This is a genomic window from Tuberibacillus calidus DSM 17572, assembly GCF_000430685.1.
Taxonomy (GTDB): Bacteria; Bacillota; Bacilli; order Bacillales; family Sporolactobacillaceae; genus Tuberibacillus; species Tuberibacillus calidus.
This window is the reverse complement of the sequence record NZ_AUMM01000003.1, coordinates 29,588-51,331: the sequence shown is the minus strand read 5'-3', so window position 1 is coordinate 51,331 and position 21,744 is coordinate 29,588. Positions and strand designations below refer to the sequence as shown.

The 21,744-nt window shown below is 46.0% G+C and carries 24 protein-coding genes; 1 reads left to right on the top strand and 23 read right to left on the bottom strand.

Translation table 11 applies throughout. The features are described from left to right. Positions 1–167 precede the first annotated feature (167 nt). The 6 genes from H532_RS0100325 to H532_RS0100300 are packed head-to-tail and all read right to left on the bottom strand — an operon-like array spanning position 168 to position 5,058. Complete coding sequence (locus tag H532_RS0100325; protein ID WP_027723797.1) at positions 168–1,151, bottom strand: biotin--[acetyl-CoA-carboxylase] ligase; 984 nt, start codon at positions 1,149–1,151, stop codon at positions 168–170. Next, a complete protein-coding gene (locus tag H532_RS0100320; RefSeq protein ID WP_027723796.1) occupies positions 1,138–2,325 on the bottom strand; it encodes a CCA tRNA nucleotidyltransferase in 1,188 nt (395 codons plus the stop codon). The genes H532_RS0100325 and H532_RS0100320 overlap by 14 nt, the downstream gene beginning before the upstream one ends. Before the next feature lie 31 nt (positions 2,326–2,356). Beyond that, positions 2,357–3,484 carry an N-acetyl-alpha-D-glucosaminyl L-malate synthase BshA gene (bshA, locus tag H532_RS0100315; RefSeq protein WP_027723795.1) on the bottom strand — a complete coding sequence of 376 codons (1,128 nt, stop codon included), beginning with the start codon at positions 3,482–3,484 and terminating at the stop codon, positions 2,357–2,359. Further along, positions 3,481–3,903, bottom strand: a complete 423-nt coding sequence (gene mgsA / locus H532_RS0100310) for a methylglyoxal synthase (RefSeq protein ID WP_027723794.1) — start codon at positions 3,901–3,903, stop codon at positions 3,481–3,483. The genes bshA and mgsA overlap by 4 nt, the downstream gene beginning before the upstream one ends. An 11-nt stretch (positions 3,904–3,914) precedes the next feature. Beyond that, on the bottom strand, positions 3,915–4,721 hold the full coding sequence (gene dapB, locus H532_RS0100305) for a 4-hydroxy-tetrahydrodipicolinate reductase (protein WP_027723793.1): 807 nt from the start codon (positions 4,719–4,721) through the stop codon (positions 3,915–3,917). After that, positions 4,708–5,058, bottom strand: coding sequence for a nucleotide pyrophosphohydrolase (locus tag H532_RS0100300; RefSeq protein WP_027723792.1), 351 nt, complete (start codon positions 5,056–5,058; stop codon positions 4,708–4,710). Before H532_RS0100300 ends, dapB begins: the two co-directional genes overlap by 14 nt. A gap of 208 nt (positions 5,059–5,266) precedes the next feature. Between H532_RS0100300 and H532_RS0100295 the strand changes: the two genes are divergently transcribed. Beyond that, complete coding sequence (locus tag H532_RS0100295; RefSeq protein ID WP_027723791.1) at positions 5,267–6,142, top strand: YitT family protein; 876 nt, start codon at positions 5,267–5,269, stop codon at positions 6,140–6,142. 163 nt (positions 6,143–6,305) lie between these two features. Here the strand turns inward: H532_RS0100295 and H532_RS0100285 are convergent, their stop codons facing one another. From H532_RS0100285 to trpD, 17 genes are all read right to left on the bottom strand, one after another. Then, positions 6,306–6,983, bottom strand: a complete 678-nt coding sequence (locus H532_RS0100285) for a zinc metallopeptidase (protein WP_425426209.1) — start codon at positions 6,981–6,983, stop codon at positions 6,306–6,308. A 94-nt stretch (positions 6,984–7,077) separates the two neighbouring features. Next, positions 7,078–7,878, bottom strand: coding sequence for a sporulation protein YpjB (locus tag H532_RS19355; RefSeq protein WP_051263034.1), 801 nt, complete (start codon positions 7,876–7,878; stop codon positions 7,078–7,080). Between the two features lie 71 nt (positions 7,879–7,949). Continuing rightward, positions 7,950–8,546 (bottom strand): lipoprotein heptaprenylglyceryl N-acetyltransferase LhaT, encoded by a 597-nt coding sequence (gene lhaT, locus H532_RS0100275; RefSeq protein WP_027723789.1) that lies wholly within the window; start codon positions 8,544–8,546, stop codon positions 7,950–7,952. A 105-nt stretch (positions 8,547–8,651) separates the two neighbouring features. Beyond that, positions 8,652–9,413, bottom strand: a complete 762-nt coding sequence (locus tag H532_RS0100270) for a menaquinol-cytochrome c reductase cytochrome b/c subunit (RefSeq protein ID WP_027723788.1) — start codon at positions 9,411–9,413, stop codon at positions 8,652–8,654. Between the two features lie 36 nt (positions 9,414–9,449). After that, on the bottom strand, positions 9,450–10,121 hold the full coding sequence (qcrB, locus tag H532_RS0100265) for a menaquinol-cytochrome c reductase cytochrome b subunit (protein ID WP_027723787.1): 672 nt from the start codon (positions 10,119–10,121) through the stop codon (positions 9,450–9,452). Between the two features lie 3 nt (positions 10,122–10,124). Continuing rightward, positions 10,125–10,634, bottom strand: a complete 510-nt coding sequence (locus H532_RS0100260) for a Rieske (2Fe-2S) protein (protein WP_027723786.1) — start codon at positions 10,632–10,634, stop codon at positions 10,125–10,127. Positions 10,635–10,751: 117 nt separating this feature from the next. Then, positions 10,752–11,210: a DUF2487 family protein gene (locus H532_RS17440; RefSeq protein ID WP_051263033.1), complete on the bottom strand. Its 459-nt coding sequence runs from the start codon at positions 11,208–11,210 to the stop codon at positions 10,752–10,754. Between the two features lie 210 nt (positions 11,211–11,420). Beyond that, positions 11,421–11,960, bottom strand: a complete 540-nt coding sequence (locus H532_RS0100250) for a ReoY family proteolytic degradation factor (protein ID WP_027723785.1) — start codon at positions 11,958–11,960, stop codon at positions 11,421–11,423. A 73-nt stretch (positions 11,961–12,033) separates the two neighbouring features. Continuing rightward, positions 12,034–13,293, bottom strand: coding sequence for a tetratricopeptide repeat protein (locus tag H532_RS0100245; protein ID WP_027723784.1), 1,260 nt, complete (start codon positions 13,291–13,293; stop codon positions 12,034–12,036). A 292-nt stretch (positions 13,294–13,585) separates the two neighbouring features. Beyond that, positions 13,586–14,878, bottom strand: a complete 1,293-nt coding sequence (gene aroA / locus H532_RS0100240; RefSeq protein ID WP_027723783.1) for a 3-phosphoshikimate 1-carboxyvinyltransferase — start codon at positions 14,876–14,878, stop codon at positions 13,586–13,588. 152 nt (positions 14,879–15,030) lie between these two features. Beyond that, positions 15,031–16,146, bottom strand: a complete 1,116-nt coding sequence (locus H532_RS0100235; RefSeq protein ID WP_027723782.1) for a prephenate dehydrogenase — start codon at positions 16,144–16,146, stop codon at positions 15,031–15,033. After that, a complete protein-coding gene (gene hisC, locus H532_RS0100230) occupies positions 16,133–17,224 on the bottom strand; it encodes a histidinol-phosphate transaminase (RefSeq protein WP_425426208.1) in 1,092 nt (363 codons plus the stop codon). The genes H532_RS0100235 and hisC overlap by 14 nt, the downstream gene beginning before the upstream one ends. A 2-nt stretch (positions 17,225–17,226) precedes the next feature. Continuing rightward, on the bottom strand, positions 17,227–18,051 hold the full coding sequence (gene trpA, locus H532_RS0100225; protein WP_027723780.1) for a tryptophan synthase subunit alpha: 825 nt from the start codon (positions 18,049–18,051) through the stop codon (positions 17,227–17,229). Then, entirely contained in the window at positions 18,048–19,250 is a 1,203-nt protein-coding gene (gene trpB, locus H532_RS0100220; protein ID WP_027723779.1) for a tryptophan synthase subunit beta, read from the bottom strand. Before trpB ends, trpA begins: the two co-directional genes overlap by 4 nt. Continuing rightward, the gene (locus tag H532_RS17435) at positions 19,210–19,890 is read right to left on the bottom strand and encodes a phosphoribosylanthranilate isomerase (RefSeq protein WP_051263032.1); all 681 of its coding nucleotides are present in this window, start codon (positions 19,888–19,890) and stop codon (positions 19,210–19,212) included. The genes trpB and H532_RS17435 overlap by 41 nt, the downstream gene beginning before the upstream one ends. Then, positions 19,890–20,651, bottom strand: coding sequence for an indole-3-glycerol phosphate synthase TrpC (gene trpC / locus H532_RS0100210; protein ID WP_027723778.1), 762 nt, complete (start codon positions 20,649–20,651; stop codon positions 19,890–19,892). Before trpC ends, H532_RS17435 begins: the two co-directional genes overlap by 1 nt. Further along, positions 20,644–21,681: an anthranilate phosphoribosyltransferase gene (gene trpD, locus H532_RS0100205; RefSeq protein WP_027723777.1), complete on the bottom strand. Its 1,038-nt coding sequence runs from the start codon at positions 21,679–21,681 to the stop codon at positions 20,644–20,646. Before trpD ends, trpC begins: the two co-directional genes overlap by 8 nt. Between the last annotated feature and the right edge of the window lie 63 nt (positions 21,682–21,744).

The window sequence follows — 21,744 nt, the reverse complement described above, 5'->3', positions numbered from 1 at the left end:
GGAGTTAGGCATGCGCGTTCCATCCCTCTGTCCCAGTCCTTCATGCGGATCAAGGCAGAATGCGTTTGCAGTTGTTAAAGCTTCGTTGAAAGGTACAGCTCCGCAAACGGATGCCGTCCGTCATTTTTAGTTTACTGTTGGGTTAATCCCCTGTCAACCGCAGAAATTTACCCGTTGAATTCGATATCAGTAGAGTAAATGCGATGGATGCGCCCTTCTTGATCTTCTAACAGGAGCACGCCTTCGTCATTAATGCCTCTGGCAAGCCCTTTGACAACCTGGCCGTTGACGTTTCTTGCGGTGATGATTCGGCCGATATTCATTGCATAGGTTTCCCAAAGCGTTTTAATAAGCCCAAAACCGTCTTCAAGATAAAAGTGATAAAAACTTTCCATTTGTTTCATGATGTCTTGAATGAGATGCGCGCGAGAACAAGGCTTTCCTGTAATCATTTGGATGGATGTAGCAATTTTTTTAATATCATCTGGTAAATCTTGCTCTGTGAGATTGACATTCATTCCCATTCCGATGATCACAGCTTTTGCTTGATTTTCTTCAGCCTGTAATTCGGTTAGAATACCTACGAGCTTTTTGCCATTATAAAAAATGTCATTAGGCCACTTAATTTGGCATTCAATCCCCGTCACCACTTTAATCGCTTTGACGATGGCCACGGCCGTCATCAAGGTTAACTGCGGTATTTTGTTGAGGGAAAGTTTTGGCCTTAAAATGAGACTCATCCAAATGCCAGTGCCTTTTGGTGAATGCCAGGTTCGGCCAAGCCTTCCGCGCCCTTCTGTCTGTTCATCGCTAATGACAAGTGTACCTTCAGGAGCACCGTCTTCAGCCAAATGGTGCGCCCGTTTTTGCGTCGATGGCATGGATGGCTCATAAACAATGTGGCGGCCAAATATTTCTGTTTTAAGACCGGCTAAAATTTCCTCAGGCGAAATCCGATTAGGGGTTCCCTTTAATCGGTACCCTTTTTTCGGTATGGATTCAATTCGGTAACCGTCTTTTTCCAATTCCTTGATCTGTTTCCAAACCGCCGTTCTCGAGCAACCAATGGCATCACTCATTTCTTGGCCGGAAATAAATTGGTGTGGATGCTCAAAAAGCATCATCAAAATACGCGCTTTAGTCGAAGGCATGACGTTCTAACCACCTTTGTATCGCATGACGATCATTACTCACTTCACCAAGGATAACCTTATTTTCAATGTGTTCGAGTAAACGTCCTGTCCAAGGACCGCCTTTTTTATCCAGCCAGCGGCATAGGTCCCTCCCATTCACAGCCAGTTGCGAGCGCGACTTAATGGGAAGCTCGACCCAACACTCCGTCAAGATCTCTTGAGATGTAAAGGCATGACCCATGGCTCTTCTTATTTTTTCCACTGAACAAGCCGTCTCAAGACCATATTGATATAAAGTCAGCTTGTCCCACTCATATTGGTTACGCCTTTGAAAGGCGTTCATCAATGAGAGAATGGCTAAAGCCGTTTTGTTGGAAAACTTCCATGTTTTCAGGAACGCATCGGGATTCTTGCAGTCACTACTAATGAGAAACAATGCCCAACGTTCATCCTCCGTATCTAACCATCGAAATGACACATCCAAAGTGCACTCGAGTCGCGGTAACCATTGACTTCCAGGCAGATGCGTGTGAAGCCCCGTGCGAAGGAGGAGCTCCAGGCCGCGCGGAGCGGCATCCTGCATGAGCAGCTTCGTCATTTCTTCGCGGATTCGCTCCACCGCCAAATGCCGGATATATGGGGCACAGGTTGTGATCGCTTTTTCCATCACGCGATCGGGTTTAAGTGAAAGTTGGGCAATAAAACGTATGGCGCGCAGCTGTCGAAGCGGATCTTCCTTGAACCGGGCTTCGGCGTTCCCAACGGTTCGTAGTATACCTTTTTTCAAATCCGCCCGTCCTCCATACGGATCGAGGATTTGACCATTCATCGCCATCGCCATGGCGTTCATTGTAAAATCCCGGCGCGCTAAATCGACAAAAATCGACGTTTCAAAGGTCACTTCGTCAGGATGGCGAAAATCCTTATATCCCGATTCCGAGCGAAAAGTCGTCACTTCATAATTACAGTTCTCGTGACGGACGATCACGGTGCCATGTTTAACGCCGACCGGGAAAGTGACCGGAAAAATAGTCATCACTTGTTCAGGGGTGGCCGAGGTGGCAATGTCAATGTCATGAATCGGCCGTTTGAGCAAGTAATCGCGCACACTGCCGCCAACGATATAGGCTTTAAAGCCATTTTCCTCAAGGATTTTTAATATGGTTTTCGCATGGGTAAACGGATCCGACATGCTGCATCTCCCTTATTTCCCGATGCGGGTATTATGATTTTTGGCCGAGTATTTCTTTATAAAGTTCTTCATATTGGTTGACAATAATACTAGAATGGAACTCGCTTTCGGCTCTTAATTGGGCTTTTTCTCCCATCCTTTTCTTAAGTTCCGGATTTTTTAGAATCTTAAGTGTCCGATCCGTCAAGCGAGCGATGTCACCGACTGGGGCAATAAAGCCGGTTTCTCCGTCTAAAATGACCTCGGGTATTCCACCAGCATTTGTGCCGACGGCCGGAACACCACAGGCGGCCGCTTCAAGAAGCACGAGCCCAAAACTTTCTTTTGATGAGAACAATAAGACGAGATCGGTAATGTTTAGAATTTCCGCGATATTTTCTTGCTTTCCGAGAAAAATAACGTGGCGCTCAAGATGTAAATCCGAGACGAGTTTCTTGACAATCGGCAATTCCGGACCTTCGCCGATCATCAACAGTTTCGATGGCATCACCTCTCGGACATTGGCAAAAACTTTGACAATATCCGGGACTCGTTTGACAGAGCGAAAATTGGAAATATGCGTGAGCACCTGTTCTTCAGGTGCAATTCCTAAAACCGCTTTTAAATCCGGTACATCCCTTTTATAATAGGTCGTTTCGTCAACGAAATTATATATCGGTTGAATCGCTTTCTTTGTTTCCAAAAGCTCTTGTGTTTCCCTGACTAAATCACGGGAAACAGCTGTGACCGCATCCGACTGTTCAATGCCAAAGCGAATCATATGGGATAGCGTCGGATCATAACCGAGAACGGTAATATCGGTACCGTGTAGGGTTGTTACGATTTTTAATTGGCCCCCGACAAGCTGTTTGGCGAGGTACGCACAAATCGCATGAGGCACCGCATAATGAACATGCAACACATCCAAATGTTCGTTTCTTGCGACCTCTGCCATTTTGCTCGCTAACGAAATGTCATACGGCGGATAGCGAAACACCGCATATTGATTCACTTCCACTTCATGAAAAAACATGTTGCGCGAGAAATGGTCGATGCGAAACGGAACGCTTGATGTAATGAAATGTATTTCATGGCCTTTTTCGGCTAACTTTTTACCGAGTTCTGTGGCCACAATGCCAGATCCACCAATCGTCGGGTAACACGTGATGCCGATTTTCATAGGCTGCCCCCTGCGTGTCGCCTGTTTCGGATGATTTCCCGCCAATTAAGTTCACCGCGTTCCATGGCCATAATGAGAATTTCTGCCGTCGCCATGTTCGTGGCCAATGGAATTTCATACACATCAGCAAGTCGGATCAGCGCGTTAATGTCAGGTTCATGGGGCTGTGCGGTGAGCGGATCTCGGAAAAAAATGACGATATCCATGTCGTTTTGGGCGATCATCGCTCCGATTTGTTGGTCTCCCCCAAGTGGGCCTGATTGAAAGCGCCTCACCTTCAAACCGGTGGCCTCTGCGATACGCTGTCCGGTTGTACCGGTGGCAAATAACTCGTGTTTTTCTAAAATGGATTGATAGGCTAATGTAAATTGCACCATATCGTCTTTCTTCTTATCATGGGCAACCAAAGCGATTTTCACCGGTCATTCCCCTATTCCAATATATTTTCCAAACCATATACCAACGTATCGAGTGTCATCACCGTCTCTACCGCAAGGCGCACTCCAGTCATAAATGAGGAACGATTCATCGAATCGTGTCGCAGCGAAAGAAGCTCCCCTTCACCGCCAAAAATCACTTGTTGATGGGCGATGAGTCCGGGAAGACGGACACTATGGATCCGCATACCGCTTAATTCTGCCCCTCGAGCGCCAGTCAAAAGTTCTTTTTCCGATGGATGCCCTTGTTGCTTTTCTCCTCGCACCGTGCGAATCATCTCAGCGGTTTTGATGGCGGTTCCAGAAGGCGCATCCAACTTTTTATCATGATGTTGTTCAATGATTTCGACGTCGGGAAAATAACGGGCAGCCATTTGACTAAATTTCATCAATAGAACAGCGCCAATGGCAAAATTAGGTGCAATAATCATGCCAATACGCTTTTCTTCAGCGATTTTTTGGAAATGGTGGACGCTTTCCTCAGTAAAACCTGAGGTGCCGATGACCGGCCGGATGCCATTGTTTAGTGCCGATGCGGCAAGGCGCATACCTGCCTCGGGATTAGTAAAATCAACGAGAACGTCCGGTTTCGTGCTTGAAAAACAAAGATCACTATCCGTAAAGATGGGAACGTCCACATCTGGGAATTCTTCTAAATCACTCAAAAGTTTTCCGTCATATTTATGGTCAATAGCCCCTACTAATTGGAAGTGGTCGGTCCGCGTGATCATATGTACAGCTTCACGCCCCATTTTTCCCCTTGGGCCGCTTACGACAATGCGTATATTATTCTCCGTCATCTGGCAGTACCTCCTCTATCCTTGTCCAACGATCTTTATCTCGGGTATTGAATTTATGCATCACGCGGTCAAAGGACGCCGTAAGATCGATGCCTAATGAATTAGCAAGACAAATGATGACAAATAGCAAATCGCCTAATTCCTCTTCGACCGTGTTTTCTTTTTCCGTTTTCTTCTTTGGTTTTTCACCATAATAATGGTTGATTTCCCGAGCCAATTCGCCTAATTCCTCGGTCAGCCGGGCCATCATCGCTAAAGGTGAGAAATAGCCTTCTTTAAACTGTTTGATGTAGCGGTCGACTTCATCCTGCATTTCCTGCATGGTTTTGTTCGGCATAATGGGTTCACCTTCCGATCTTTTCATCGCTTGTACTCTTTATATTAACGAAAACGTTGAGACCATGACAATCTTTTTAACCGCAATGATGGGTATCGGTTGACCGCTTTCTCTTTCGCTTATAATACTAAGAGGTAAGAAAAGCGTTGAACTGCGCGGCCATTTTCACTATACTGGCTAAGGAACATTATGGACGGGAGTTGACACCATGCCATTTTCACTTAAGGCCAAAAATATATTTTTTATGCTGATCGGATCGGCGATTTATGCCTTTGGACTCGTTAATTTTAATATGAAAAACCATTTGGCTGAAGGTGGGGTAACTGGGATAACACTTATCCTATATAATCTCTTTCACATTGACCCCGGCATTAGCAACTTGGTTATTAATATCCCATTGTTTATCCTTGGCTTTCGCATGTTGGGGAGAAACGTCTTTGCCTATACGATCATTAGCACATGTGCCCTGTCCTTGTTTTTGTGGGTATTCCAATATCTCACGCCTGTTTCGTTCACCCTTGAACACGATATGACACTTGCCGCTTTATTTGCCGGCGTTTTTGTCGGGACAGGTCTCGGTATTATTTTTCGTTATGGGGGGACAACCGGAGGATCCGATATTCTCGCGCGCATGGCCTTTCGGTATTGGGGATGGTCGATGGGAAAAACGTTGTTTTTTATTGACGTCATCGTCATCACCTTATCCCTTATTTATCTTGATTACAGGGAAGCTATGTATACCATTGTGGCCGTTTTTGTCGGAGCGCGAGTGATTGATTTTATACAAAATGGTGCGTATGCCGCAAATGCCGCTATGGTGATTTCCAAAAAGAATGAAATCATTGCCAAAAAAATCATAGATGAGTTGGATCGTAGTGCCACTTTGTTACACGGCAAAGGCGGTTATTCCAAGCACGATATCGAGGTGCTGTATTGTGTGGTCAGCCGCAGTGAAATTTTTCGTTTAAAAAACCTTATTAAAAGCGTCGATCCCCATGCTTTCGTATCTGTGCATGAAATTCATGATGTACTAGGCGAAGGGTTTACACTTGATGAAAACAAAAAGCCAATTTTTGAAGAGTAAGTTGCTTGATTTAAAACATTTAATGATTAAAAGGTTGGTTCCTCATGAACCAACCTTTTTTGCTGATAAGAAAGTTTTTCATATTCCTGGCCAACATAAGGTGTAAAATGAAGGCTCTGCCATCGTCCATATAGATGAGCAGAGCCAAGTCTCCTTTTTCTCTTTATTCTTCATTGTTATTTGTGCCTAGGAACATGAACACGAAGCGAAGCAATTCCAATACCGCTACCAAAGCTGCAGCAACATACGTTAAGGCAGCCGCGCTTAACACTTTTCTTGCCGGGCTTCGTTCTTCGGACGTAATGAGGCCTAAGTCTGCAAGTTGAGCCATCGCCCGACTTGACGCATTGAATTCAACGGGTAATGTCACAAGTTGAAACAGCACAGCCGCAGCAAAGAAGATGATCCCAAGAACGGCTAATTGCGTGAAATGCAATAGAATGCCGATGATAATAAAGAAATACGATAAGTTGGACCCCAAATTCGCAACAGGCACCAAGGCGTGTCGGAAGCGAAGCGGAGCGTAGTTTTCTTTATCTTGGATGGCATGACCGACTTCATGAGCAGCAACGGCAATGCCTGCAATCGATCGTCCATGATAATTTTCAGAAGAAAGCCTTAACACCTTATCACGAGGATCATAATGGTCCGTCAGCCTTCCGCCGATCTCTTCGATGCCAACATGGTACAACCCATGCTGATCCAAAATCACACGGGCGGCCTGTGCACCTGTATATCCCGTTTGGTTCGCAACTTGGGCAAATCGACTATACGTTCCTTTGACCTTCGCTTGCGCCCATAACGGTATAATCATAATTATCACAAAGTATAACAGGTATATCCCCAATATTAATCCCTCCATGGGTTTTCTTAAGGTCAATTTTAGTCAAACTTGCACCAATTGTCAATTTACGTGCCGTTCACGTTCATCAATGTCACCGTTTCGTCACAGGTATTTCCTTTTGAACGCCTTCACCCCTATATTTTCTCCAGGTGACATACAATAATGTAAGAAGGACAATGCCACCGATGATCACGGACGGCGGCCACATTTCCGGCGTATGAAGGAAGCCGGACACTGCCTCCGAACTGCCAAAAATCTTTTTTAAGTCCTCATAAATCTTTTGGAGATGGGGTAGATGCATCGTTTTATTTTGAACAATCGTCATGCGGTCATTCATGATATGGTTGATCTCGGATTCAAGGAGTTGGGCAGTTTCACGTTTTTCATCAATCACGAGAGACGGATAAATCATTTGATAAAGCGAAAGGAAGTGATTAAAGTCCGTTTGAAACGCCCGGTCTTGATCCTCATTGACATCGCGGATGATTTTTTGGAAGCTTCCGAGCACTTTATCCCTCATCCCCATCCACAAAGGATGTTCGGCATTCACAACCGCATCGACAGCGAGACGAAAAGTGACACCAGCCGCATTCCATTGATCTCTGTCTTCATTATTTTCCAGTGTTTCACGCAGCGTTTCCACTTGTGTTGTGACCGTGCGACTTGCGATGGGAGATATGGTATGGTCGGTTCTTTCGACCTCCTCCCAGGTTTTTTCAAAGGTATTTAATGCGTCAATCGCCATTTCAGCCGTTTGATTCGAAACCGCCTCATAAACACGGTTGGCTAAACCCGTCAATGTTTGTCGTGGCGCAAGATCCGAACGGGCAAATCCATGTAAAGGTATGCTTAAGGAAAACAGACAAACTAAGCAAACTGCCCAAACTTTCATCGGCAAACGTCCCTTCGATCTTCCAATTTGTACTATCACAATATATGAAAGATTGGACAGGTTTATGCCGTTTAATAGAAAGGATCGATTTCCCGTTTAGGGTATTTGAGACAAAGTAAATAAGCCACATAAATGCTAAGCAAGCTTAACCAAAACGTGAGATAACCGATGAGCCGTTCATAATGAATGAGTTGGAAATACCACGGCATCATATGAAAGACGTAGTCAATCATTTCATTATGTAAAAGGATAATGCCGGAGGCCGCCAAATGCCACGGCTTAATTTTAAAATAACGGGCATATAAAACGCCTTCCAACGCCATACACGCATGTGAAAAGATCAGCATATAGTTTCCCCATTCGAGTGTATAGCCAACGAATCCCGTCGCCACATTCATGCCCACCGCCCAGACGCCATATTTAAAGAGATGCGTCACCGCTAAGGCCTCAAACAAAGGTAAATGTTTTTTAAATAAAAAACCTAGTAAGACAATGCAAAAAAACAGGCTGGACGTGGGACTATCGGGGACAAACGGTAAAAAGTAAAACGGTGTTTCAACGAGTTGAACCTTATACCAATAATAACCATAAGCTGTTCCAAGAGCGTTAATAATGAGAAGTAGTAAAAGTACCTGTTTATGGAAAAGCAGAACGCGTAGAGAAACCATCCTGAACCCTCATTTATTTTTTAATTGATGCAAGGTAGCTTCCGTGTTTCACAAGCCATTTATCTCAAAGTATAAGAAAAAAGCTGGCAAAATGCCAGCTCGGAATTATTTTTTACTTACTTCCGAGACGAATTTTGCCAGCGTTTTCAGATCTTCTTCGGAACCTTTAAAAACACCCGGCGGCATGTTGCCCCCACCTTTTGTTGCCATTGATTCGACGACAGCTTCGGGCAAGTTCTGACCGATTAAGGCTGGACCGACACCGCCGTCTAAATTATTGCCATGGCAACCTGCACAGTTCTGACTATATAGCTGATATCCTTTGGAACTTTTATCAACTTCCACTTGTTTTACAATTTTACCTTGTTCCTCAGACAGTGCCCAGTTATGGGAAACGGTGGCTTCCCATGTTAAATAAACAATGGATACGACCGTTAAAAGCATAATGCCTGTTGCAATCGGCCGTTTCACTGGGCGCCTCTCAAAACCGCGATCCAGCCACGGAGCAAGCAGCAATGCTAAAGCTGCAAGCCCAGGGATGATAACGGTCCCAATCAATTTAAAGTGACCGGAGGCATAAGGATATTTTAAGAGTTGGTATAAAAATAAGAAATACCAGTCAGGCAGGGGAATATACCCTGAACTCGTCGGATCGGCTTCCTTTTCCAGCGGTGCCGCATCGGACATCGTCAATATTAGAAAACCGATTAAGAAAACGGCACCAACCATCCATTCTTTTAACAGGAAGTTTGGCAAAAAGACCTCTGTTTTTCCCGGATATTCGGAATAATCCTTCGGAGGGACAAATTTGGCTTTATCCGGTACCCTCGAGTCACCGACGAACTTCATTCCTTTACCACGATGCATGGATTTCCCTCCCTTTTTTCATGAAATAGATGGCCATCATAGCGGCCCGGATATGCCCTGGCGGCGGATCATGAGGAAGTGGGCGGCCATCAAGCCCATTAAAAGCGCTGGCAGGAAGAAGACGTGAATGGCAAAGAAACGAGCCAGTGTTTGGGCGCCGACGATATCACTTCCTTGAAGCAATAGTTTAATCCAATCACCGATAAACGGGAATGATTCAGCAATTTGCAGGCCGACCTTGGTCGCAAACAGTGCTTTCATATCCCATGGCAATAAATAACCCGTAAAGCCGAGGCCAAGAATAACAAAGAATAAAAGGACACCAACGATCCAGTTCAGCTCTCTCGGTTTTTTATAGGCCCCAGTAAAGAAGACGCGCAAAGTATGTAGGAAAACCATCACAATGGTAATGCTTGCGCCCCAATGGTGCATGCCTCGAACAATTTGGCCGTAAGCCACTTGGTTCTGCAAGTAATAAACCGAATCCCAAGCGTTATTAATATCCGGTACATAATACATAGTCAAAAACATCCCGGATAAAATTTGGATGACGATCGTAAAAAACGTCAACCCACCAAAACAATAGACAAATGCCGAAAAATGGTAAGCCGGATTGACATGCTCGGGGACTTCATGGTCGGCTAAGTCACGCCAAAGCGGTGTAATATCCAACCGTTCGTCAATGTAATCGTACACTTTTTGTAACATTTATTAAGCCCCCCCTCTCGGTTTTTCAGCACCAAGATATAACCTACCATCTTTTACTTTCATTTCGTAAACACTAAGCGGCGCAGGCGGGGGAGTACCGGGAATGTTGATTCCGTCCTTCGTGTAACGCCCGCCATGACATGGGCAGTGGAACTGATTAGGGTGGGCCGGATCATCGTTCCATGACACTGTGCAGCCGAGATGGGTGCAAACCGGTGACAAAGCCATAATTTCGCCGTTGTCCTTCTTAAATATGTAGGCAATTTTTTGTTCCTTAAACTTGTGCCACCCATCAACCTTGTCAATCGAAAACGTTTTGCGTTGCGGTTCGGTCGTAATATCCTTGACGGCCATGACATCTACCATCTTACCGCCTTTTTCTTCGCGGAGGAGCGGATCGATCGCGAAGCGAACCATCGGCGTCAATAACCCGGCTGCCATGAATCCGCCTACACCCATTAAAGTGTAGTTTAAAAATTGGCGTCGGGTCACATCATGCTCCTTGTTGCTCATGATTCCCCCCCTATTCTATAGGAATTCAGATAACATTATAAAATTCACATATTACTAGGACATTCCCATGATAGCGCAACCATTTAGGCCATGTCAATAAAATTCAGAGAGTTTTATTCACGAAATTCGCCATATTTCTGTGATTTTCCTCATAATAAAACCAACATTTTCGTCAACAAATTCTTTGAGGTAGCGCTCATCCATGTGCTCAAGCGGGATGGGTGCCGCCCATATCAAGGTTTTCAAGCGCTCCTCATATTTTTTCCACGTCACATCCGCTGTCACAAAAAAGACACATTTGACATTTTCCGACCTAATGACCTCTTCCCAACGGGACAGTCGCTCTAAAGTTTGCTCAATGGGTTCATTTTTGAGGTAAGTAAAGGGGGGCATTAAAACGACACGGCCTTGCAATTGCCGTTCGGTTTCAGAAATAAGGGTCAGAATGAATTCCCCTTCTCTTACTGCAGGGACAAGATCTTCTCCCCACGCCACCGGAACAAGCGGTATGAGCACCGTGTCGATGAACGCTTTTTGTTCCAAATATTTTTGAATATCTGTTGCTATCCATCTCATGAGCGATTCCTCCCACTCCATTGTGTTCATCTATTGATTTGATTTTATCGAAGCCATCGCATCATGCCAAGCATCAGCAATAAACGAGCGGTCCATTCAGATGCATCATATTTAAACATTCGGCATTATGGTTTGTCGTTGTTTAAATGAAATAGTCAAAAAAAAAATAGACCGCCTCTTGGCAGGTCTTGCAATATAAGTAGATAACAGTTATTGTTGGCTAATATCGCGCCATTTGGCAACAAGTTGGTAAAAGGCCACCTCATCCCGTCGGTCCAAAGCCTGATCGATCGCTTCGTAAAGCTTTTGAATTTGAAAATCTCTCATCGCTTCGTGCAAGATACGGTCGGCGATTTGGTGATAGGTTTGTTGCAATTGTTTTAATGCATAGGGATTGTCCTCTAAGACGCAAACATATTCCGAAGAACGGGAGGAATCAGGAAAGATCAGTTTCACATATATCGGTTCAACCGTATCCAGGCGAAGATCGTGAAAGGCTTTTTCCGGCTGATCCGTTTCCACGGTGCCCTTGCGATACATGAATGGTGATGCTTGAGACCGTTTTTCCGAAATCATCATCGCCCGCGGGCAGTCTGTGATCGTGTCAACGAAGCGCAAGATGTTAATCAATTGATTATCACTTAAAATATAATTCAATAACCAGACGCATTCGCGATTCTTTAATTGATAATGCCTTAAAAACCACTTTAGAAACGCTCGCTTATCTTCGATGGATATCGTCTGTTCCACAAGCAACCCCCCTTCACATTATTTCTTCGTACACTAGCGTTTATGCCAAACCTTTATTGGATTAGTTCACCATTCAACCGAAATTCTCCTGCCGGATTCGTTCGACAAAATCCCTCAAAGTCTCATTCGTACCATCGATTTCTAACGCCTGTTCAAAAACCTCAAGCGAAAGTTCCCTTTGCCCAAGCTCCCAGAGCGTTTGCCCATAACTTTCCAAAAAGTCAGGATCACCCCTAAAATAATCTTTAATCGAGCTGAAAATGGACAACGCTTTTTCCAATTCCTCTTCTGCTCGGTAGGCTTCCGCCAGGTACCAAAGGATTTCCGGGTCATCGGCTTCATCTTGCGTCAGTCTTTGAATAATTTCCGCCGTTTTCCCAGCTTCCTTTTTAAGTGTTAACAATTTTTTTAGTGCTTCCGTATGTTCAGGGTTCCATTCCAACAAACGTTCATAAAACCATTCTGCTTTTTCTTGTTGGTTCATTTTAACGGCCAGATCGCCAGCCATTAGCAAAAGCCGTTCGTTTTGTTCATCGACTTTCAACCCATCTTCCAAAACCGAAAGCGCTTCTTCATAAGCTTTTTCCTTCTCATAGGCTTCGGCTAAAACGGGATATAGCGTACTGTAATCCGGATCCATCGCTTTTAACTCGGTTAACGCGCGAATGGCTGTTTGATATTTTTCAATGCGCATGGCCGTGACAGCCAAACCGAAAAGACCATCCGGTGTTTTTTCCCGTTCCAGACCCTTCTTATAATAAATCAGCGCTTCTTCAAATTTACCGTTTAAAGATAAGCACTCTGCCAATTTCAACGGGATATTTTCATGAGCAAGGCTTTCGGCATGAAGCACCGCTTTATACTTGTCTTCTGCTTTCCCGTAATAACCAAAAGAAAAGTAAAATTCGGCAAGAGCAAAGTCAATGATCGGTTCATTTGGCGCTTGTTTTTTCGCCAACATCAAGTGACGATGCGCCGCTTCCTCAAAGCCTTGTGCTTGGTAAAGATCCGCGAGCAACACTTGGGCGCTCAAATAGTTTTCGTCCAGCGGGTGAATTTTTAAAAGCCATTCCACCGCCTCATCTTCTCGATTTAAATCAATGGCGCTTTCCGCGAGGGATAGCAAAATATGTGAATCCCCCTGGTGTTTTTGGGCAAGACGGCTAAGTATTTTATAAGCCTCATCCACCATGCCCCATTCCTCGTAAAGCGAAGCGATTTGAAAGGCGATCTCATCATCAGATTTTGCCAAAAGCGCCTTTAATTTTTGTAGTCCTTCTTCATATTGCCCTGTTTGCACTAATGTCACAGCCAAGGTTAATTCATCATTCATGATCATGCACTCCCATTAATCAGTCAGCCTGCTTTTACCTTGTTGAAACAGTCCAAAAATCGTAATTTAATCATAGCTTTTTATCGCATGACCTTCAAGAAATGCGAAAGCCGTGTGACATACAGGGCGCATCCTTCACCTCCAGAGCCTTGTCCTATTACAAAATATGAAAGTCAATAAAAAAAAGAACCCGTTCTAAAGGGTTCTAATGGAATATGGATGGAGTGGAGAGAAACCATTTGCTTTTATTATACAGGTATAATAGAAATAATTCAATGATATTTCTAAATTTTTAATCGCGTGTAATTGCAGATAAAAGCCGATCAAACCCAGGAAAAGAGACGGCGGCGCTTTCAGCCTCTAAAATAACTAACGGATCAGCACTGATTAAAGATGCGACCATAAGCATCATCGCCATGCGATGGTCGCCATAAGCATTGACGACACCGCCAGAGAGCACTTTGTCAGGGTCGCCTTCAATGATCATGCCGTCATCAGTCGCTTCAATATCGACGCCTAATTTTTTCAGCTCGGAAACCACCGTTTGAATTCGATTGGTCTCTTTAACTTTTAACTCGCCAGCATCTTTAATGACGGTCCGTCCCTCTGCTTGTGAGGCAATGAGCGCAAGAATGGGAATTTCATCAATTAATCGGGGGATCACCGCTCCTTCAATCACAGTCCCTTTTAGGGCGGATGAGCGCACCAATATATCGCAGACCGGTTCACGGTTCAATTCCCTTTGGTTGAAAAGTTCAATGTTTGCACCCATTTGTTTTAAAATCGTCAGCATGCCGGTTCTCGTCGGATTAATGCCGACATTTTCAATCGTCAATACACTGTTTTCTGTAACAAGTGCCGCAGCGATGAGAAATGCTGCCGAAGAGAAATCGCCGGGTACGACGATTTCTGTTCCTATCAACTTTTGCCTCCCTTTTACCGAATGACGGGTCCCGTTGGTGTCGATCGAACCGCCAAATGCTTCGATCATTCGTTCCGTATGATCACGGCTTGCCACCGGCTCCACCACCGTTGTCACGCCTTCGGTTTGCAAGCCTGCAAGCAGGATAGCCGATTTCACCTGGGCGCTGGCAACGGGGGACTGGTAAGTGATCGGTCGCAATGCATTCCCTCTTACTGAAAGCGGCGCTTTATTTCCGTTTTCACGGCCGTCAAAGCGTGCACCCATTTCGGTCAGCGGAATGGAAACCCGGCGCATCGGGCGTTCATTTAAACTTTTATCACCTGAAAGAACAGTATAAAAAGGCTGGGCAGCCAATACACCGAGCAATAAGCGCATCGTCGTTCCCGAATTTCCGACATCAAGCACAGTCTTCGGTTCGCGCAAGTTCTTCCATCCGGTTCCGTTGATGATGACCGTTTTTTCTTGACGATCTATTTGAACACCGAGCGCTTCAAGACAACTTAAGGTATGAAGGCAATCTTCTCCGGTCAAATAACCATGAATCACAGTTTTCCCGACTGCCATGGCTCCAAAAATAGCGGCTCGGTGAGAAATGGATTTGTCTCCAGGAACTTGTACCTTCCCTTTTACTGATTTTTTTCCCAAAACATCACCTTCCATCCAACATTCATTGTGTTTTTACCAGATCACATTCGCTACACGAATCATGCTGCAACTTCCTAATTACAGAGGATTGACGGACGTAACCGCCATACCATCACAAAAGATGTATAAAGTTGCGCTTAACCTACCATTGTCCGAATGCCCATCATTTAATCGTTAAAATAAGTATTATAAGCGGCATTCTGAAGCAATGCTGCAGCTTGATCGCGATCCTCTACGGTCCTAAACGATAACCGTAAAACGCCAGAGATCGCTTCACGCCATTCAATAATTTGTATATTTGTCAAACTAATCCCAGCTTCGGCAAGGAGGCCTGTCACTTTAGCAATTTCACCAGGACGATCGGAGATATCCACATATAAGTCGTTCGTTGAGGGTATAGCGCCTTTTTGTTTGATGGGAAAACCGTCGCGAAAAAACTTTGCCTCACGAAAAAAACTTTGAATGGCTTGAGGATCACCGTTCTTAATCTTCTTTTTTACCCGCCTCATGATGTCTTCCCAAGATTGGAACAAGTTCAGTAACACATCCCGATTGTGAAGGATGATGTCTTGCCAAAGAAACGGGTCCGATGAGGCAATTCTCGTAATATCCCGAAAACCGCCGGCTGCAAATTGCTTCAGGTCCAACCCTTCCCCATTAAACTCCTTTAAATGATGAACAAGGGCGGCTGCGACAATATGCGGAAAATGGCTGAGAACCCCAACGATTCGGTCATGGGTGGCCGGATCGATCGTCATAAATTTCGCCCGCGTCCCTTTGAGAATATCCTTCAGACGGGTAAGGGGCAGAGCGGGTACATCCGCTTCAGGTGTCAAAAAGAAAAACGCGTTTTCAAATAAATCCCCATTCGCCGCCTCCACGCCGCTTTTATGTGAACCCGCCATCGGATGGCCGCCGATAAAAAGATATCGGCCACCCAACACCTTTTTTGCATGTTCACAGACTGTTTTCTTGGTACTTCCGGTATCTGTAATGATGACATCTGGTTTAAGCGTCATGCGGCTTAAGGCATCTAAATTTTGTAAAACGCTGCCAACGGGGGAAGCGAGGATAATGATGTCCGCTTCTTTTGCTCCTGCTTCAAGTGTCGGAGCTTTTTCATCAATAATGCCTAATTCCAAAGCGCGTTCAGCCGCTCGGTCATCAATATCCCAACCAGTAATAAAAACATCTTGCCCTTTTCGAATCGCTCGTCCCAACGATCCGCCGATCAAACCAATTCCTGCAATCAATACTTTCATTTTTTCATCAACTTGTTTCATCATTTAAAAATTCCTTTAAACATCGGATGACTCCGGAATTTTGCTCGGCACTGCCAATGGTAATGCGTACGGCCGTAGGTACCCCGAGTTGCACTCCAGAACGGACGATATAACCGCGGCGTTGCAGATAATCAAAAATCCGATCACCTGAAATGCCGAACTCGATGAGGATAAAATTGCCTTCGGTCGGATAATAAGCTAAACCTGCCTCCTCGCAAAAGGCATAATATTGTTGTTTCCCTTTATTGTTTTCTTCAACGGTACGAGCGATAAACGCTTGGTCGCTTAATGCCGCAAGTGCCGCCGCTTGCGCTACTGATGAAACGTTAAACGGCTCGCGGGCAGGTTCTAATTGATGAATTAAGGCATCTTGAGCAATCCCATAGCCGATGCGCAGTCCGGCAAGGCCGTAGGCTTTAGAAAATGTCCGGGTGATGATTAAATTCGGGTATTGGTCAATCATCTGGAGTGTCTCTGGAAAATCGGCGGCTGTGACGTATTCGCGATAGGCTTCGTCAACAACAACGATCACCTGTTCAGGAACGCGCGCCATAAATGCCGAAAATTCATCGGCGGTAACATAGACGCCTGTCGGGTTATTCGGATTGCAAATCCAAATGAGGCCCGTATTTTCGTCAACTTCCCGAAGCATGCCCTCTAAGTCATGGCGACCGTCTTTCAGCGGCACTTCTCTGGCTTCAGCGCCTTCGATTAATGCATTTCTTTTATAATTAGGAAAAGTAGGTGTTGCCATCACCGCATTTTTTCCCGGATAAAGCATAGCGCGGCTAAACAAATGGATGAGTTCGTCTGTGCCATTTCCAAATATGAGTTGTTCCGGTTGGACGCCGAGATGGTCACTGAGAGCCTCCCTCAACGCCGTAGCATAACCATCCGGATAATAGGATAGACCATTAATCACGTTGGTGATGGCCGCTTGAACGCGCGGCGATGAACCGAATGGATTTTCGTTGGAAGCTAATTTTTCCACATGTGTTAACCCGAGTTCCTGTTGAACGTCTTCAATGCGCTTTCCGGGTTTATAAGGCAAAATATGACGAAGCTGGCTTTTCAATATCTTCACCTACCATTCTTGTATTCCGGTAATAGTTTATGAGTCAGCGCTATTTTGATCGCCTCGATTGCCTCAGATCGGGTGTCATCTTGCTCAAGAAGTGGCAAGCGCTCTTCCACCTCATTGACAATGGCGCTGCCGACGATAAAGCCATCAGCCAATCCGGATAACGCTTCAACTTGAGCACTTGTTGAGATGCCAAAGCCGACGGCAATCGGACATGATGCTGAATGACGGACGGCCTTGAGAAAAGCGATGATCTCCGGATGAAAAGTTTCACGCATGCCCGTGACTCCGAGAGATGAAACGCAATATAAAAAACCTTTAGCGGCTTGGCCGATGCGTGCCAATCTTGATGGACTCGTCGTTGGGCTAACAAGGTAAATAAGAGGTAAGCCTTGAGAGCGGCAAAGCGCGCCCAGGGCTTCGCTTTCCTCAAACGGCAAATCCGGAACGAGCAGGCCGTCTATATCACCGGTTGATAGCATCTGAGACAATTCGTTTTCCCCTAATTGTAGCAAAAGATTGTAATAAGTAAAGAGAATGATGGGAATTTGTAGCCCCTCTTCTCGGAGGCGCCTGACTAACCGAAAAGCTTTTCTTAAGGTCATTCCCCTGGTTAACGCCCTAGCCGAAGCCCTTTGGATGACGGGACCGTCCGCAAGGGGATCGGAATAAGGGATGCCGATCTCCAGCGCCTGTGCACCAAGCTCTTCAAGCGCAAACGCCATGGCCACGGTGGTTTCCTCATTGGGGTCCCCAGCTGTAATAAAAGGGATAAAATGCATGCGTTCTGGGTGAGATGTGATATAATGCGCCAGTCGCATCATGCGTGACCACCTGCCGTTTTATATTTCATCAAGGTCTCAACATCCTTGTCACCGCGGCCGGAAAGGTTGACAATGAGCGCGCGCCCCTTGCCGAGCTCGCGCGCCTTTTTGGCGGCAAGCGCCAGCGCATGCGCACTTTCTAATGCCGGCAAAATGCCTTCTAACCGACAAAGAAGGGAAACAGCCTCTAAGGCTTCTTGATCGGTAACCGGCTCATAAACCGCCCGGCCTATCGAGGCTAAATAAGCATGTTCCGGGCCGATGCCGGGATAATCCAGGCCGGCAGATACCGAATACGGCTCTTGGATCTGACCATTTTCGTCTTGCAAGACATACGTTAAAGCGCCATGGAGGACGCCCTTTCTTCCCCGAGCTAAAGTGGCAGCATGTTCATCGGTATCAATACCTTTACCGCCCGCTTCTGCCCCAAACAATTGAACGTGATCATCTTCAAGAAACGGATAAAACAGCCCGATGGCATTGCTCCCGCCGCCGACGCAGGCAACAAGGGCATCCGGTAGTTTTCCAGTCGCTTGCAAAAATTGTTCTTTTGCTTCGTCACCTATTATTCTTTGAAACTCACGAACCATTTTCGGGTACGGGTGGGGACCGACAACCGAACCGATTAAATAGAACGTATCCTCAACATGTTCCGCCCAATATCTTAAAGCTTCGTTTGTCGCATCTTTCAGCGTACGGGAACCGGTTTTCGCCGGTACGACTTCACCGCCGAGCAATTCCATGCGAAAGACATTCAGTTTTTGCCTTTCCATGTCGGTCTCACCCATGAACACTTTACAGGATAAACCAAGATAGGCAGCGACGGTAGCCGTGGCAACACCGTGCTGACCAGCACCCGTTTCGGCGATGAGCTTTTGTTTTCCCATCCGCTTTGCCAATAACCCTTGACCGATGGCGTTATTGATTTTATGAGCTCCTGTGTGGTTCAAATCCTCCCGTTTTAAATAGATGTCGGCACCGCCAATATAATCCGATAACCGTTTGGCATGAGTTAAAGGTGTCGGACGGCCGGAATAAGCCGTTAATGTCTGGCGGTATTGTTCGCGAAATGTAGGATCGCCCCATGCTTCATTAAAGGCATGTTCTAATTCTTCAACGGCATGCATCAGCGTTTCTGGTACAAAGCGCCCGCCGAATTCACCGTATCGCCCGCGTACATCGGGATAAAGTTTCATCATTTGCCCCCACCTTTCTTTCGAGATCCTGAATGAGTCGCCTCGATTTTTTTCCCTCACATTCAATACCTGAGGCAAGGTCGATGGCCATCGGGTCAAAAGCCAGCAATTTTTCGATATTATCTGGTGTGATGCCACCGGCAATAAAACACGGTACCCCTTGGCGGCGCGCTTCTTCGGTATAATCAGGGACGTATGTCCAATCAAAACGGACACCCGTTCCTCCCCAAGCATCCTTCACTTTACAATCGATGACAAACCCATCAACGGTATGCTCATATTGTGCCATGAGGCCGCATGCGCCGGGGGTGTGATGAATGGCTTTCCACACTCTTTTATGGAATGTCTTTTGCACTTCAGTGACAAAGGTTGGCGTTTCCTCCCCATGAAGTTGAATGATATCCAATGGAGCGGTTTGCAAAACAACCCTTAACTCATCAAACGTCGGATTGACAAATACGCCAACCAATGGCTTTTTTCTCTGGCCCGCGCGGCGAACCCAATCTGCTACGGCTTCAGGTTTGATGTGACGCGGACTTTTTTGATAGAAAACAAACCCGAGAAAGTCGCTTGCACTTTCAAGACAAACCGTATAATCAGAAAATGAGTGTATCCCACAATATTTTAAGAACGGCCTTGGCATCAGTCATCACCATCCATTAAGCGGCAAATCCCGTCTTCAGGTGAAGCGGCCGTCATCAGTGCCTCCCCGACCAAGATTCCGTGAACGGGATAAGGCAAGATCCGGGAGACATCCTGATGGCTTAAGAACCCGGATTCACTCACAATGATGCTATCCGGCGGCAGATATGGTAATAGATCGAGAGTGTTGGCGATAGTTGTATGAAACGTCTTTAAATTGCGGTTATTGATGCCGATGATCTCCGGTTGAAAAACGTCGAGCACCGCTTTTAAATCTTTCAAATCGTGCACTTCGACAAGGCACACCATGCCCATTTCGCCGGCAAGCTTATAAAAAGTATAAAGACGTTTTGGTGGGAGCGCTGCGGCAATCAATAAAATGGCATCCGCGCCGATTTGAGCACTTTCTTCTATTTGCCGTTCATCGATGATAAAATCCTTGCGCAAGACTGGCAAATCGACAGCCGCTTTGACCGCCTTTAAATCATCGCGGTCGCCCTTAAAATAAGTCCGGTCGGTCAATACTGAAATCGCATCAGCTCCCGCTCGTTCATATCGCGTGGCAATGTCCGCTGGGTCAATGCGCGTTTTAAATGTCCCCTTGGATGGCGACGCCCTTTTGACTTCGGCAATTAAGGCGATCGCGCGATGCGGATGGACTAATGCTTCCCGGAATGATCGTGGTTTGCGAAGGCCGAGCGGAACCGGTGGCGTAAACTGTTCCATTTCGTGTTGTTTCGTTTGTAAAATTTTCTCAAGCATCGGCTAATCCCTCATTTCGCTGAACGCGCATCCGTTGTAATTGCCTGAGGCCTACTCCGCTTGCTAAAGCTTCTTTCGCCATCTCGACACCGCTTTGGAGATCCTTAGCTTTTCCAACCGTATATAAGGCGCAACCTGTATTCAAGCAGACGATGTTTTCCGCTGAGGAATTGGCTTTGCCGGAGAAAGTGGCTTCAATCAACGCAGCGCTTTCCCGTGCGTTTTTGACTTGGAGATCCTTTAACCGTCCGCGCGGGAGGCCGACATCTTCCGGTTCAATGGTGTATTTTTGAACGGTGCCGCAAGCGACTTCAAAAATGGTTGTTGGACCGGTAATAGAAGCTTCATCCATTCCGTCATGTCCCGTGACGAGCAAAGCTTTTTTAGTACCTAGCTGATTTAAGACATGCGCCATTTTCTCTGCCGCCCGCTCGCTGTATACACCCAACAGTTGGAAACGGCTCCCGGCAGGATTAACAAGGGGTCCCAATAAATTAAATATGGTCCGGAACCCCAGCTCTTTTCTCGGTAGCGTTGCGTGCTTCATGGAAGCGTGATAAATGGGGGCGTATAAAAAACACATGCCGTATGCCTCAAGTTGAGCGAGCGCCGCTTCTTTATCATAGGGGATGGTTAAACCAAGGGCTTCGATGACATCGGCGCTCCCGCTTTTGGAAGAGACAGCACGGTTGCCGTGTTTGGCGACGTTGACGCCCATGCCGCTTGTGAGTAAGGCCACTGCCGTGGAGATGTTAAAAGTAGAGGACCCATCACCACCTGTGCCGCATGTATCCAAGACATCGCGGTTTTCAACGATGAGTCGGTCACAATGTTGGCGCAGCGATTCCGCAAATCCGGTTAACTCCTCGGCTGTTTCACCGCGAAATCGTAAAACCGTCAAAAAAGAGGAGATTTGGTTAGGGGTCGCTTCTCCGCGCATGATATCGTCCATCATGGCACGGGAAGCATCTCTTGACAGCGTTTCACCGTCAATTAATCGTTTGAGGCCATCTTGAAAGAGTTGTGACATAAAAAAATTCCCTCCTCGTTTTGGAGAGAATGAGCGTGTCGGAATACGGAACACAGGACTTGA

Excerpts from the sequence above, each read along its gene's own strand:
- H532_RS0100325 (WP_027723797.1), bottom strand. The coding sequence starts at position 1,151 with ATGCCTTCGACTAAAGCGCGTATTTTGATGATGCTTTTTGAGCATCCA.
- H532_RS0100320 (WP_027723796.1), bottom strand. The coding sequence starts at position 2,325 with ATGTCGGATCCGTTTACCCATGCGAAAACCATATTAAAAATCCTTGAG.
- bshA (WP_027723795.1), bottom strand. The coding sequence starts at position 3,484 with ATGAAAATCGGCATCACGTGTTACCCGACGATTGGTGGATCTGGCATT.
- dapB (WP_027723793.1), bottom strand. The coding sequence starts at position 4,721 with ATGACGGAGAATAATATACGCATTGTCGTAAGCGGCCCAAGGGGAAAA.
- H532_RS0100300 (WP_027723792.1), bottom strand. The coding sequence starts at position 5,058 with ATGCCGAACAAAACCATGCAGGAAATGCAGGATGAAGTCGACCGCTAC.
- H532_RS0100295 (WP_027723791.1), top strand. The coding sequence starts at position 5,267 with ATGCCATTTTCACTTAAGGCCAAAAATATATTTTTTATGCTGATCGGA.
- H532_RS19355 (WP_051263034.1), bottom strand. The coding sequence starts at position 7,878 with ATGAAAGTTTGGGCAGTTTGCTTAGTTTGTCTGTTTTCCTTAAGCATA.
- lhaT (WP_027723789.1), bottom strand. The coding sequence starts at position 8,546 with ATGGTTTCTCTACGCGTTCTGCTTTTCCATAAACAGGTACTTTTACTA.
- H532_RS0100270 (WP_027723788.1), bottom strand. The coding sequence starts at position 9,413 with ATGCATCGTGGTAAAGGAATGAAGTTCGTCGGTGACTCGAGGGTACCG.
- qcrB (WP_027723787.1), bottom strand. The coding sequence starts at position 10,121 with ATGTTACAAAAAGTGTACGATTACATTGACGAACGGTTGGATATTACA.
- H532_RS0100260 (WP_027723786.1), bottom strand. The coding sequence starts at position 10,634 with ATGAGCAACAAGGAGCATGATGTGACCCGACGCCAATTTTTAAACTAC.
- H532_RS17440 (WP_051263033.1), bottom strand. The coding sequence starts at position 11,210 with ATGAGATGGATAGCAACAGATATTCAAAAATATTTGGAACAAAAAGCG.
- H532_RS0100245 (WP_027723784.1), bottom strand. The coding sequence starts at position 13,293 with ATGAATGATGAATTAACCTTGGCTGTGACATTAGTGCAAACAGGGCAA.
- aroA (WP_027723783.1), bottom strand. The coding sequence starts at position 14,878 with ATGGAAGGTGATGTTTTGGGAAAAAAATCAGTAAAAGGGAAGGTACAA.
- H532_RS0100235 (WP_027723782.1), bottom strand. The coding sequence starts at position 16,146 with ATGAAACAAGTTGATGAAAAAATGAAAGTATTGATTGCAGGAATTGGT.
- trpA (WP_027723780.1), bottom strand. The coding sequence starts at position 18,051 with ATGATGCGACTGGCGCATTATATCACATCTCACCCAGAACGCATGCAT.
- trpB (WP_027723779.1), bottom strand. The coding sequence starts at position 19,250 with ATGATGAAACTTTATCCCGATGTACGCGGGCGATACGGTGAATTCGGC.
- H532_RS17435 (WP_051263032.1), bottom strand. The coding sequence starts at position 19,890 with ATGCCAAGGCCGTTCTTAAAATATTGTGGGATACACTCATTTTCTGAT.
- trpC (WP_027723778.1), bottom strand. The coding sequence starts at position 20,651 with ATGCTTGAGAAAATTTTACAAACGAAACAACACGAAATGGAACAGTTT.
- trpD (WP_027723777.1), bottom strand. The coding sequence starts at position 21,681 with ATGTCACAACTCTTTCAAGATGGCCTCAAACGATTAATTGACGGTGAA.